This is a genomic window from Enorma phocaeensis (assembly GCF_900186505.1).
In the GTDB taxonomy this organism is placed as follows: domain Bacteria; phylum Actinomycetota; class Coriobacteriia; order Coriobacteriales; family Coriobacteriaceae; genus Enorma; species Enorma phocaeensis.
The window spans coordinates 275,003-288,121 of the sequence record NZ_LT891970.1 but is presented as its reverse complement, the minus strand read 5'-3'; the positions used below and the strand labels follow the sequence as shown (position 1 = coordinate 288,121).

Annotated in this window: 11 protein-coding genes; 6 read left to right on the top strand and 5 right to left on the bottom strand. The window is 63.8% G+C overall.

Going from position 1 to position 13,119, the window contains the following annotated elements:
- Positions 1–40: 40 nt before the first annotated feature.
- Positions 41–1,480 (bottom strand): asparagine--tRNA ligase, encoded by a 1,440-nt coding sequence (gene asnS / locus C1717_RS07455; protein WP_102372597.1) that lies wholly within the window; start codon positions 1,478–1,480, stop codon positions 41–43.
- A 157-nt stretch (positions 1,481–1,637) separates the two neighbouring features.
- Positions 1,638–2,255 (bottom strand): HAD family hydrolase, encoded by a 618-nt coding sequence (locus tag C1717_RS07450; RefSeq protein WP_245859553.1) that lies wholly within the window; start codon positions 2,253–2,255, stop codon positions 1,638–1,640.
- 267 nt (positions 2,256–2,522) lie between these two features.
- Between C1717_RS07450 and feoB the strand changes: the two genes are divergently transcribed.
- Positions 2,523–4,880, top strand: coding sequence for a ferrous iron transport protein B (gene feoB, locus C1717_RS07445; RefSeq protein ID WP_102372595.1), 2,358 nt, complete (start codon positions 2,523–2,525; stop codon positions 4,878–4,880).
- Positions 4,881–5,008: 128 nt separating this feature from the next.
- Here feoB and C1717_RS07440 read toward each other — a convergent pair whose 3' ends face one another.
- Complete coding sequence (locus C1717_RS07440) at positions 5,009–5,539, bottom strand: cysteine hydrolase family protein (protein ID WP_102372594.1); 531 nt, start codon at positions 5,537–5,539, stop codon at positions 5,009–5,011.
- A gap of 124 nt (positions 5,540–5,663) precedes the next feature.
- Between C1717_RS07440 and C1717_RS07435 the strand changes: the two genes are divergently transcribed.
- Entirely contained in the window at positions 5,664–6,245 is a 582-nt protein-coding gene (locus tag C1717_RS07435) for a uracil-DNA glycosylase family protein (RefSeq protein ID WP_102372593.1), read from the top strand.
- A 516-nt stretch (positions 6,246–6,761) separates the two neighbouring features.
- Here the strand turns inward: C1717_RS07435 and C1717_RS07430 are convergent.
- Together C1717_RS07430 and C1717_RS07425 are read right to left on the bottom strand one after the other, a co-directional pair.
- The gene (locus tag C1717_RS07430; protein ID WP_102372592.1) at positions 6,762–7,454 is read right to left on the bottom strand and encodes a hypothetical protein; all 693 of its coding nucleotides are present in this window, start codon (positions 7,452–7,454) and stop codon (positions 6,762–6,764) included.
- Positions 7,455–7,456: 2 nt separating this feature from the next.
- Positions 7,457–9,247: an ABC transporter ATP-binding protein gene (locus C1717_RS07425; protein WP_102372591.1), complete on the bottom strand. Its 1,791-nt coding sequence runs from the start codon at positions 9,245–9,247 to the stop codon at positions 7,457–7,459.
- 396 nt (positions 9,248–9,643) lie between these two features.
- On the opposite strand from C1717_RS07425, the gene rplJ reads away from it, so the two are divergent.
- The 4 genes from rplJ (at position 9,644) to C1717_RS07405 (ending at position 12,955) form a co-directional block, all read left to right on the top strand.
- Positions 9,644–10,165 carry a 50S ribosomal protein L10 gene (rplJ, locus tag C1717_RS07420; RefSeq protein ID WP_102372590.1) on the top strand — a complete coding sequence of 174 codons (522 nt, stop codon included), beginning with the start codon at positions 9,644–9,646 and terminating at the stop codon, positions 10,163–10,165.
- A gap of 103 nt (positions 10,166–10,268) precedes the next feature.
- Positions 10,269–10,646 carry a 50S ribosomal protein L7/L12 gene (gene rplL / locus C1717_RS07415; protein ID WP_102372589.1) on the top strand — a complete coding sequence of 126 codons (378 nt, stop codon included), beginning with the start codon at positions 10,269–10,271 and terminating at the stop codon, positions 10,644–10,646.
- Positions 10,647–11,217: 571 nt separating this feature from the next.
- Positions 11,218–12,123, top strand: a complete 906-nt coding sequence (locus C1717_RS07410) for a UTP--glucose-1-phosphate uridylyltransferase (RefSeq protein ID WP_102372588.1) — start codon at positions 11,218–11,220, stop codon at positions 12,121–12,123.
- Entirely contained in the window at positions 12,005–12,955 is a 951-nt protein-coding gene (locus tag C1717_RS07405; protein WP_146003676.1) for a glycosyltransferase, read from the top strand. The genes C1717_RS07410 and C1717_RS07405 overlap by 119 nt, the downstream gene beginning before the upstream one ends.
- Positions 12,956–13,119: the final 164 nt, after the last annotated feature.

The window sequence follows — 13,119 nt, the reverse complement described above, 5'->3', positions numbered from 1 at the left end:
ACGCGGGATGCTGGAGACGGGATCGGGCGACCGGCTCTTCTTAGAACTCGGCGTTGCCCACGGTGCGAGGGTGCGGGATGACGTCGCGGATGTTTCCCACGCCGGTTAGGTACATCACGAGGCGCTCGAAACCCAGGCCAAAGCCGGCGTGCGGGCAGCTGCCGTAGCGGCGCAGGTCGCAGTAGTACTTGTACTGCTCCGGATCCATGCCCAGCTCGGCGATACGGCGCTCGAGCACGTCGAGGCGCTCCTCGCGCTGGCTGCCGCCTACGATCTCGCCGATGCCCGGTACCAGGCAGTCTGCTGCCGCAACCGTTTTGCCGTCGTCGTTCAGGCGCATGTAGAACGCCTTGATCTCGACGGGGTAGTCGGTAACGAAGGTCGGGCGCTTGAAGTGCTGCTCGGTAAGGAAGCGCTCGTGCTCGGTCTGAAGGTCGATGCCCCAGCTCACGGGGTAGTCGAACTTCTGGCCCGCGGAGACGGCCGCCTCCAAGATCTCGATGGCCTCGGTGTAGGTCACGCGTGCGAATTCGGAGCTCGCCACATGCTCGAGGCGCTCGATGAGGCCCTTGTCGACAAACTTGTTGAGCATGCCCAGCTCATCGGGGCATGTGGCCATGACGTCGCGGATGACGTACTTGAGCATATCCTCGGCGAGATTCATGTCGTCCTCGAGGTCGGCGAAGGCGATCTCGGGCTCGATCATCCAGAACTCGGCGGCGTGGCGCGTGGTGTTGGAGTTCTCGGCGCGGAACGTCGGGCCGAAGGTGTAGACGTCACCGAATGCCATGGCGAAGTTCTCGGCGTTGAGCTGGCCGGATACGGTGAGCGATGCCGGCTTGCCGAAGAAATCCTGGCTCCAGTCGATGTCGCCCTCGGCGAGCGCGCCGCCCGAGGCCGCTGCCTGCTCTCCGGTCACGCGGGGGGCGTTCGCCGGGTCGAACGTGGTCACGCGGAACATCTCGCCGGCGCCCTCGCAGTCCGAGGTGGTGATGATCGGCGTGTTCACATACACGAATCCGCGCTCCTGGAAGAAGCGATGGATGGCTGCGGCGGCGACGCTGCGCACGCGGAACACGGCACGGAAGAGGTTCGTGCGCGGGCGGAGGTGCTGCTGGGTGCGAAGGAACTCCACCGTGGCGCGCTTCTTCTGCAGCGGGTAATCGGGTGCGGAGGTGCCTACGACCTCGATGCTCTCGGCGGTGAGCTCGAAGGGCTGCGGGGCATCGGGGGTGAGTTTGAGGGTGCCGGTGGCCGTGATGGCGGCAGATACGTTTTGGTGCGCGATCTCGTCGTAGTTGCCGAGGGTGTCGCGGTTCATGACGATCTGCAGATCCTTGAAGCAGCTGCCGTCGTTTACGGTGACAAAGCCGAAGTTCTTCATGTCGCGGACGGATTTGATCCATCCGGCGACGGTGACGGTCGCGCCACCGAGTTTATCGGCGTCGCGGTACAGCTGAACGATTTTGGTGCGATCCACGGTTGCTCCTTCGCTTGGATTCTCGGCGCGTGCCGTCGGAGAACGGCCGGCCCATCGTAATGCCGTCCTCCATCATACCAGCGCCGCTGTCGCGCCGGGCCGTTCATGTCTCGAGCGCGATGGCGCTTTGCAGGCGCGCTGCGATTCGGGTGGATGACTAACCGGCCAAGCGGCGCTCGAGATCGGCTGCGGCGCGGGCGGGGTCGCCGGCGAAGTGGAACGACTGCATACCGGCAACTTCGGCGCCGATGCAGTTGTTGAGGTTGTCGTCCACGAAGAGGCATGTTGCGGGATCGAGTTCGTAGCGATCGCAGAGCAGCCGGTAGATGGCGGGGTCGGGCTTCATGAGACGCTCCTCGCCGGACACCACGCGCCCGTCCATGCTCGGATAGGCGGGGCAGTGGCCGAGCTGCTCGTCGATGCGGGTGCTCGCGTTCGAGAGCAGGTAGACACCGAGTCCGTGCTCCTTGAGGCGGGGTACCAGGGCGTTCGTCGCGGGGATGGGTTCGGAGTGCTCCGGCCAGTGCGCGATGCATTCGTGCAGGTTGGCGTGGAGCCGTTCGGGGAGCGCCGCCTCGGCGACGCGCTGCATGGTCTCGTGGCCAATCACGCCGGCGTCGAGGAGCGACCACTCGAACCGGTTGAACAGCGCGCGGTCGAGCAGCTCCGCATCGGCCTCGTTGTCGGTGAAGATGCGCGCGAACCGCATGCCGTTGAAGGTCATGAGGACGTTGCCCATGTCGAAGATGACGTTTTCGATGGGTGCGTTCGGCATGGATTCCTCCTTATGCGGGCAGGCGCCCGGGGCCCGCATCCCGTGTGATTGTACGCCAGGCGCCCGCCATCGCGGGGCCGCGGGCGCGCGGCGCGGGCGCAAAAGCATCGCACGAACGTCAAAACCGGCGAGCCGGCCGGTGGATTTGACGGGCATGCGATGCTTTTGCGGGACCGGGGCGGCTGCTCTGGCGGCATGCCGATACTTCACTACAATCTCGTAGGGAACCATGCAGGGGAGATTCGCCTGCCAACAGAGGGGGCACGCATGAAGCTCGATGAGCTCGAGATAGGCAAGGACGCCATCATCGAATCGGTGGATTCGGATGATTCGTCGCTGCGCCAGCACATCTTCGATATGGGGCTTACGCCCGGCACCGAAGTCACCATGATGAAGTATGCGCCCATGGGCGACCCGCTCGAGATCCGCCTGCGCGGCTACGAGCTCACGCTGCGCCGCGCCGACGCCGCTCGCATCGAGGTCGATGACGTGCACGACGCGCACAACTGCCCGCGCAAGAACCCGGAGGTTCAGGTGACCGCGCATCCCGCCTTCGGCGAGAGCGCGGCCCGCCCGCGCCGCGAGGGGGCCGCGTTGTCCGAGAACGCGCCGTTGCGCTTCGCCCTCGCCGGCAACCAGAACTGCGGCAAGACGACGCTTTTCAACCAGCTCACGGGCTCCAACCAGCACGTGGGCAACTTTCCCGGCGTTACCGTCGACCGCAAGGACGGCCAGATCAAGGGGCATCCCAACGCCACGATCACGGACCTGCCCGGCATCTACTCGCTTTCGCCCTATACGAGCGAGGAAGTGGTGAGCCGTCAGTTCATCCTGGAGGAGCAGCCGGACGCTATAATCGATATCGTGGACGCCACCAACATCGAGCGCAACCTCTACCTTACGTTGCAGCTCATGGAGCTCGACCGACCCATGGTGCTCGCCTTGAACATGATGGACGAGCTCACGGAAAACGGCGGTACCGTTGACGTGAACGCGCTCGAGGCGGCGCTCGGCATTCCCGTGGTGCCCATCGCTGCGGCGAAGAACGAAGGCATCGGGGAGCTCACCGAGCATGCCCTGCACGTGGCGCGCTATCGCGAGCATCCTGGCCGCGTGGACTTCTGCGCGCCGGACGGTGCGGACGGCGGTGCGCTGCATCGCTGCATCCACGGCCTCATCCACCTTATCGCCGACCACGCCGAGGCGGCGCGCATTCCCGTGCGCTTCGCCGCGACGAAGCTCATCGAGGGCGACCGGCTCGTTATCGAGGCGCTGGCGCTTGAGCAAAACGAGCTCGACGCGGTAGAGCACATCATCTCGCAGATGGAGGAGGAGGCGGGCGCCGACCGCATGGCGGCGCTGGCGGACATGCGCTTCTCGTTTATCGAGCAGGTGTGCAGCGCCTCGGTGGTGAAGCCGCACGAGAGCCGCGAGCACCTGCGTTCTGTGGCGGCCGACCGCATCCTCACCGGCAAGTACACCGCTATTCCGGTGTTCGTCGGCATCATGGTGCTCGTTTTCTGGATCACCTTCGATGCCGTGGGCCAGCGACTCTCCGACCTGCTGGAGATGGGCATCGGTGCATTCACGGACATGGTGGACGCCGCGCTTACATCCTTTGGGCTGAATCCCGTGGTGCATTCGCTCGTGATCGACGGCATATTCGCCGGCGTGGGCAGCGTGTTGAGCTTTCTGCCCATCATCGTCGTGCTGTTTCTGCTCCTCTCCATCTTGGAGGACTCGGGGTACATGGCTCGCGTGGCCTTCGTGATGGATAAGATCCTGCGCAAGCTGGGTCTTTCCGGGCGGAGCTTCGTGCCCATGCTCATCGGCTTCGGCTGCAGCGTTCCCGCCATCATGGCGACGCGCACGCTGCCTTCCGAGCACGACCGCAAGATGACCGTGATGCTCACGCCGTTTATGAGCTGCTCTGCGAAGCTGCCGGTGTACGCTCTGTTCTCGGCGGCGTTCTTCCCCGATAGCGCTCCGCTCGTCATGGTTTCGCTCTACCTCATGGGCATGTTGGTGGGCGTGCTCGTGGCGCTTGTGCTCAAGGGCACCGCGTTCAAGGGCGATCCGGTGCCGTTTGTGATGGAGCTGCCTAACTACCGTCTGCCCAGTGTGAAGACGACGGTGCGCTTGGCGTGGGACAAGGCGAAGGGCTTCGCTACCAAGGCATTCACCATCATCTTCGTGGCAAGCGTGATCATCTGGTTCCTGCAGACGTTCGATATCCGCTTCAATTTGGTGGACGATCAAGCGAGCAGCATGCTTGCCGCCCTCGGCACGCTCGTGGCTCCGCTCTTTGCGCCGTTGGGCTTTGGTAATTGGATTACGGCGGCTGCCATCGTGGCAGGCTTCGGCGCGAAGGAAAATGTCGCGGCGACGCTCACCGTGCTTATGGGCGGCTCGGTCGCGGCGCTCTCGACGTTGTTTTCGCCGCTTACCGCGTTTACGTTCCTCACGTTCGTTCTGCTGTATACGCCCTGCGTGGCGGCCGTGTCCGCCGTGCGCAACGAACTCGGGACGCGCATGATGCTCGCCGTGGTGCTCATGCAATGTGGCGTGGCCTGGGTCGTGGCGTTCGCGGTGCACGTGGCTGGCATTGCCCTCGGTCTCGCTTAGCGGGATACCGTGGTCGGGTTCGGCATCCCGCTGATAGGTTGCGCGCTGGGGTAACCGCCCTCGCTCGCGAGGTTCGCCATGGGGAGGGCGCCTTTGGACCAGGCGGCTCCGCCCAGCGTCTCGGATTGCTATGCCATTTCGATCTGGCAGCTCGCCATGGTAGCGAGGGCGGCTTCGTGGGCTTCTGGCGTGACGCCGGCGCAGAGGGCGGGATCGACCTTGACGGCAACCTCGGGCAGCGCAGCCTTGATGAGCAGCGCGTTCGACACCACGCAGATATCGGTGCACACGCCCACGAGCTCGATGGACTCGATCGGCTCCTCGTCATTGCATGCGACGAGGTAATGGGCGAGTTCGGTCGATCCAAACGTGGGCTTCTCGAAAACGCGCGCCTGTCGCTCGCGTTGGAGCTCGGCAAGGGCGGGGATGAGCTCCCAACCCTGTGTTCCCTTGATGCAGTGGGGGACGGGCAGGTGCTTGCCCTCTTGCGTGTCAAGGTAGTTCTCTCCATGCGTATCGAGCGTGAAGATGATCTCGCCATCGAAGGAGCTCACCGCTTCAACCAGGGCGCGGGCGATTGCCTGGGCCTCGGGCGTTCCGAGCGCCCCGTCGACAAAGTCGTTCTGCATATCGATGACGATGAGGTAGCGGCTGGACATGGTTCCTCCAATTGCCATGGGTTGTCGCGCATAATGGATGTGGCCAGCGCCCCGGCGCGTGCTGCGCGACCGTGCGGGCACATGGCCTTAGATTATGAAGCAAGATGCAACGCGGAGGGTCGGGATGACAGCCGGTTACCAGCATGTTTCCCACGGGTTCGATCCGGTGTTCGACGAACGCTCGCGCATACTCGTACTGGGCTCGTTCCCCTCTGCGCTCTCGCGTGCAAACGCTTTCTACTACGGTAACCCCAGCAACCGATTCTGGCGAGTCGTCGCAGCATGCACGGGAGACCCTGTTCCGCCAAACGAGGGCGACCCATTGCCCGGTGCGGCACCGCCTGCCGGTGTGGGAGCCGCGCATCCGGCGACTCTCGATGAGTCGATTGAGGCGAAGCGCGCCTTGCTCCTGCGCCGCGGTATCGCGCTTTGGGATGTGATCGAGAGCTGCGACATCAAGGGTTCCTCGGATGCGAGCATAAGAAACGTCGTGCCCGCACGCATCGAGCGCATCGTGGATGTGGCGCCGATCGACACGGTGGCGTGCAACGGCGCCACGGCGGGACGCTTGTATGCGCGCTACTTGCGCGAGCGAACGGGCATCGATGCAGTCGTCCTTCCATCGACGAGCCCGGCGAACGCGGCATGGAGCTTGGAGCGGCTTATCGAGCGCTGGCGCGAGGTGCTGTCTTGGCGTATGCGTTGATGTAGGGAAATCTGCGGTGTTGTCGGTTGCCTCCGAGGTGGGCCGGATGACATCAGCGCGTCGGATGCCCGCGCGGCATGCGGGCCGCTCGTCACACGATTGGGAAACCAAAGGATTTTTTATTTCAAACAATAGATAAAAGCTGCCGGGGTGCTCGGAGGGCGGTGCTGAACCGAAAGTGTCTATTGAGGTGCATCTCGATGGTGCTGGTTTTGCCGAGATGCCCTCAATTGGACAGAATCGGCTTTAAAAGGCCTTGAAATGGCTATCTAGCAGCATCTCGATTTCGAGAACGGTCCAACGACCGCGCCGAGATGCAGCAAAATAGCCATTTCTTCCAGTTTCTTGTGGTCGGCTCCTGTGGGGGCGCCCCGGCTTGGAACCAGGTCCCGTCGTGGAGGTTAGCCGGTCCTTATGAGAACGCCCGCTCCGTGGAACCAGCCGATTGTTGTGCGGGCGTCCCCGCTGTGGTACCAAACCGGTATTCGCAGGAACTGCCTTTCCACCGCCTCTCTTTCAGGAGCGATCCTTGCTGCAGCGCAAGCTGCGAAGTCTCAGCCAGAGCCGGGAAGGGGAGGCGATGATGGGAGCGCCGAGGGCGCTGCCCATGCGCATCGCGGCGATGAGGCTGTCGATGGACTCCGCGACCGGGCGGCGCCACATGCCGAGCCGGGGGGTGCGCATCAGCGCTGGAATTTGATCGCCGTGGGTAACGATGACGGAGCCAGCGTGAACGATGCCGTACGTGCGGAGCGAGTTGGAGAGTTCTCCCAGTTTGGACAGGGCTTCCGTCCCGTCCTCAGATGGACTCACAACGACCAGGTACACGTGCGCCCCGTCGTATCCGGGCGCATCGTGCGGGGGCGTGCCGAGGGCGGCGGCAACGGCGCCGGCATCGGGCATCGCGTTGGATGCGCATGGCGCGATCACCGCCCTACAGGGTGTCCCATCTGCCTTGATAAACAGGGTCCTTTCAGCTTCGTCTCCTTGGTAGGAGGACATGCGCTCGTAGGCGGCATAGGCATCTGCGAGGTCGTCTACGAGCAGCTTCGCCGCCTGTACGAGCACGTCGTCGCCGGCGCCTTCGCTTGGGGCAAGCACGGCGACGCGCCGCTCAATCTGGTGAGCCGGCCCCTCATGCCCGGCGGGGGAACCCGATGCGCTCGGTGCGCCGCCATCCTGCGATGTCGCTGATACCGGAGCTTCCATGCCTACTCGCTCCCCAAAAACGCGCCGGATTGCCGGCTCCACAGCTGCGCGTATTCGCCGCCAGCTCGAATCAGGTCTTCATGGCGACCGTCCTCCACGATCTCGCCGTCGCGAATGACCACGATGCGGTCGAGCGCGGCGACGGTCGAGAGACGATGGGCGATGACGAGCGAGGTGCGTCCGCGCATGAGGTTCTCGAGGGCGTCCTGGATGAGTTTCTCGCTCTCTGAGTCGAGTGCGCTCGTCGCCTCGTCGAGCACGAGTATCGGTGCGTCCATGAGGATGGCGCGCGCGATGGCAACGCGCTGGCGCTGCCCGCCGGAGAGCTTCACGCCGCGTTCGCCCACCTGCGTATCGAGGCCACGCGGCAGCTTCTCGATGAACTCGAGCGCGTTTGCCTCGCGCGCGGCGGCAAGGATCTCCTCCTCCGTGGCGTCTGGGCGCCCGTAGGCGATGTTCTCGCGCACGGTGCGGTGGAACAGAAGCGGCTCTTGCGGCACGTAGGCGATGTGCTGGCGCAGGCTCACTTGGCTGACGTGCGCGATGTCCTGCCCGTCGATCGAGATCGATCCGCCCGAAAGATCGGCGAGCCTCAGCAGCAGCGTGGTGAGCGTGGTCTTTCCCGAACCCGAGCGTCCCACGAGGCCAACGCGTTGGCCGGCGGGGATGTGCAGGTTGAAGTCGCTGAACACCGCGTCCTCGGCATTTGCGTCCGCATAGTGGAAATCGATGGCGGAAAAGTCGATCGATCCGGCGTCCACCACGAGATCGGGGGCACCCGGGTCGTCATCTACCAAGCGCGGCTCGTCAAGCGCGACGGTGAGGTCGTGTGCCTCGCCAAACGAGCGGTTGATCTGCTGGAACATCTGCGACAGCATGTTGAAGCGGCCTGTAAGCGAATTGGTATAGGTGAACATCATGACGAGCGTGCCCGCCGAGATGCCGAACCATGCGTTGCCGCCCGCGATGAACACGGCGACGAGCCCCATCATGAGCACGATGAGCGAGCTCGTTACCGCACCGGTCTTGACGGTCCGCCGCATGCGCCGGCTGTCGGCTGCCTTGACCTCCTGGTTCGCCTCCTCAAAGAGCCCCTGCTCGTAGGCTTCGCGACCGGCGGTCTTCACGGCGAGGATATTGGTTATCGAGTCGGATAGCTCTCCGGAGAGACGGTTCTGCGCGGCAGATGCCGCGGCGTTGATGGGCAGGATCTTGCGGTAGAGCCTGAACACGATGACGACGTAGGCGATGAGCACGACCGCGAGCACGGCAACATAGGCGGGTGCGAGTGGGACGAGCATGGCGATGGTGAGCACGGCGGTCGCGGCGGTGGGTAGCGCGGAGTAGGTGAAGTTGTCCATGAGCAGGCTATACGCCGAGACGAACTTCTGAGTGGAGCTCACGAGCGAGCCGCCGAATCGGTTGTTGTGGAAGGTCATCGACTGGTTGGAGAGCGTGTCGAACGCTTCGCGCCCCAATTCGTATCCGGCGCGGATCTCGAGCTTCGCGCAGGCGTAGTCCTGGAGCTTGCTGCATACCTGGCCTGCGATGTTCACGGCGACGAGCGCTGCGATGTAGGGACCAAAGACCGGCAGGACATCCTCGCTTCTGACACCGCCCGCTCCGACCATGTCGACGATGCGCCCAACGATGAGCGGGCTCGCGAAGGTGAGGAAGAAGACGTAGCCGAGCGTGACGGCCACGTCAAGGACGAACATGGGCAACTGGATTTTGGTTACGCCCCAGAAGTAATGGAGCGTTCGTATGGTGGTGGAGGATTTGCGGGTGGCCATGGGGCTCCTCATCGACGCTGAGGTTCTTCGTGTTCGCAAGCAGCATACCCCGCAATAGGCGGCGCGTGCTCGGCATGGCGGGACATCTTGCCCCGGAGCGGCGCACTTGCACACATTTCCTGCATGCTAACAGCGCAACCGTTGACGCGGCCGCGTCCAAGCGTCATACTATCCAGCGGTTCACGCACGAACCCGCTGCCAGAGACAGCCGGTGCCAAGGCGCAAGTGCCAAGGCTCAATGGGGAAACCCGCCAGCCGAGGTGGTCGAGCAGATAGCTCTTATGTCTTCTCGCCCCCGTCGCTCTTTGCAGCGCGGGGGTTTTCTTTTCCAAGACATCCCCGCAGGTCTTTTGGCGGGTCGTGCCTGGGAAAGAAATCGAGGAGGTGTTACGACAGATGCCACAGCAGTACAAGATCGACAAGGTCGCCGAGATCGAGTCGAAGATCGAGGAGAACAACGGCGTGTTCGTCGTTGGCTACAACGGCCTTACCGTGAAGCAGGCGCAGGAGCTGCGCCATCAGCTTCGCGAGGCCGGTGCCGAGATGAAGGTCTACAAGAACAACCTCGTCCGTCTCGCGCTCCAGAACCAGGACCAGCCTGCCATCGACGAGATTCTCGCCGGTCCGCTGGCCTACGTGTTCTATGAGAACGAGCCCGTCGAGGCAGCGAAGGCGCTCAAGGAGTTCGCTACGAAGTCCAAGGGCGTGCTCGAGATCAAGGGCGGTATTTCCGAGGGCAAGGCGGTCACGGCCGAGGAGGTCAACGCCATCGCCGAGCTCCCCACGAAGGATCAGCTTCTTGGTCAGATCGCTGGCCTTATCAACGGCTTCGCCCGCGATATCGCGGTCTGCGTCAACGGCGTGTCGAGCGGTCTCGCCCGCACGGTCCAGCAGATTTCCGAGCAGAAGGCTGCGTAGTCTTCCGCTCTGCGCGGCCTCATGGTCGCGCGCCTTGGCGCAACCGCGCCGCATGTTAGTTCACTACCGCGCTTAGGCGCGGCAACCGAAAGGAATGCTTACCATGGCTAAGCTTACCAACGAAGAGATCATCGAGGCCCTTAAGGAAATGACCCTTCTTGAGGCTTCCGAGCTCGTGAAGGCTATCGAGGACACCTTCGGCGTCTCCGCCGCCGCTCCTGCCGCCGTCGTCGCCGGCCCGGCTGCTGCCGCTCCCGCCGAGGAGGAGAAGACCGAGTTCGACGTCGTGCTCGAGGGCTTCGGCGATCAGAAGATCCAGGTCATCAAGGTCGTCCGTGAGCTCACCAGCCTCGGCCTCAAGGAGGCCAAGGAGGTCGTCGAGAGCGCGCCCAAGGCCGTTCTCGAGGGTGTCAAGAAGGAGGACGCCGAGGCCGCCAAGGAGAAGCTCGAGGCCGCTGGCGCTGCCGTCTCCCTCAAGTAACTCGACGCAGGCCATGCGCCTGCACGAGAAGGCGGCATGAGCCGCCGCGAACATCGTTCGCATGCGGGGTCCGGGAAACCGGGCCCCGTTTTGTTTTCGCCGAGATTCCGCTGGCTCACTCCGAGATTCCTCTGGCTCGCCCCGAGATCCTGCTAACTAGCCGGAACCGCGTCTAGGAATCCCGGATCTGTCCATTCTTGGGCATCTCGGCGTGTGATGGAGAGGCAGGGTTTCATCGAGGTCCCGCTGGCTAGCCAGAATCGCGCTCAAAATCGCCGAATCTGTCTAGCTCCCGGGATCTCGGCGAATGGAGGGGGGTCGACCGCTCACCGAGATCCTGTGATTTGGACACAAGTCGCTTCTTGGATAGTCGGTGCGTGCGGGTTCGGGTACGGGCAGCCAATGACGTGGATGATCAGGCCTGCGGGACACTTTATGGAAAGTCGATGTTCGTGCGGAAAACCTGGAAATAGGAACCCGAGGGAGACGAATACACCGCGCGGCGCTAAGATGCTGCCAGCAAGGCAACGCCGGGCGGGGCAGCCCGGCGCGTCGAAAGGAACATCCGCCCATGAAGGCCATCATCCCCGCAGCGGGCCTCGGCACCCGCTTCCTCCCCTCCACGAAGTGCACTCCCAAGGAGATGCTGCCGGTGCTGGACAAGCCGGTCATCCAGTATGTGGTGGAGGAGGCGCTCGAACCCGAGGGCGTCGACGATGTCATCATCGTCACCTCGCCCGGCAAGCCTGAGCTCCTGAGCTACTTCCAGCCCGATCGCTCGCTCGAGGGTCTGCTGCGCGAGCGCGGCAAGGCGGCTTACGCCGACGCTGTCGCTGCCACCGGCTCCATGCCCGTTGATTTCCGCTATCAGTACGAGCCGCGCGGCCTCGGCCATGCGATCCGCTCTGCCGCCGATGCCGTGGCGGGCGAGAGCTTCCTCGTGCTGCTCGGCGACTACGTCGTCCCTGGGCGCGACATCTGCACGAAGATGCTCGAGGTCTCGCAGGCGCATGGCGGCGCAAGCGTGATCGCGGTGGCACCCTGCGCGCCCGAGGAGGTCTCGCGCTACGGTGTCATCGCTGGCGAGCGCGCCGGTTCGCTGCCGGGTTCCGAGGACGCCGCCGATTGCGAGCCGGGCGCGGTGTGGCGTGTCTCCGGTCTGGTGGAGAAGCCCGCAGTCGAGGAGGCGCCATCCAACCTCTACATCGTCGGCCGCTATCTGCTGAGCCCGTTGGTCATGGATCTTCTTGCCGACCAGGAGCCCGGTGCTGGCGGCGAGGTGCAGCTCACCGATGCCATGGCTCGCTCGCTTGACCGCGAGAACATGTACGCTGTCGTCATCGACCCGCTCAGCGGCTATGACACCGGTACCCCTTCCGGCTGGATGGCCACCAACGCCCTCATGGCCGCCGAGGATCCACGCTTCAGCGGTGCCTTCTGGGATGCCATCGAGGAGCGCGGCGGCCTCAAGCGCTAGGCGCGGCCTCTTGATGATGGAGGGCGGCATGGCGCGAGCGGAAGGTTCGCGCCCCCAATATACAGATTCAGCTTGTACGGGGCGGGACGGCGAGGTGCGTGAAGCCTGGCGTTCCGCCCCTCTTCTGGCACTCATCACTCCATGCTTCAACGAGGCCGAGGTGCTACCGATCATGATCCCGCGGTTCGTTGAAGAGCTCGATCGGCTCGCGGCAGCGGGCTCTATCGCACCGGCGAGCTTCCTCGTGCTTGTCGACGATGGCTCGAACGATGAAACGTGGAGCCTCATCGACGCTGCGGCTGCGGCGAACCCTGGGCGCGTGCGCGGGTTGCATCTGGGCATGAACCAAGGGCAGCAGCGCGCGCTCGCATCCGGCCTTGCCTCCGTGCGCGGCAAGGTCGACGCCGCCGTCACGCTCGATTGCGACGGGCAAGACGACCCATCGGTGCTCGGGATCATGGTCGATCGGTACCGCGCGGGATTCGACGTCGTCTGCGGCGTGCGATCCGGGCGCCCGGCAGATTCCGCCATGAAGCGCGCGACCGCGCACGCCTTCTATAGGCTGCTTGAGCTCATCGGCGGCGAAGTGGTCTTTGACCACGCGGACTTCAGGCTGATGGCCTCCTGCGTACTCGACCGCCTGGCGTCAATCGACGAAGACCGCCTGTATCTGCGCGGGCTCGTGCCCACATTGGGGTTCAGCTTGTGTACGGTCGCCTACGAGCGCGGGGAGCGCGTGGCGGGCGATACTCGTTACTCGGCACAAAAGATGGTGCGGCTCGCCCTCGACGGTGTGCGGTGCGCCTTGAACATGGCGCGAAGAGGAAAGTAGCCCACATAAAACACATGAACATATGTTCGCTTTAAAGCTTGTACCTGCAACGATGCGGCAAAGTATTTTCACTACTTCAGATTCGGCGGCAAGTCAAGGACTTTCTTGCTAAACGGTAGGCGATTGATAAACTAATAGGTTGCGATACGTGGCCCCAAGGCGCG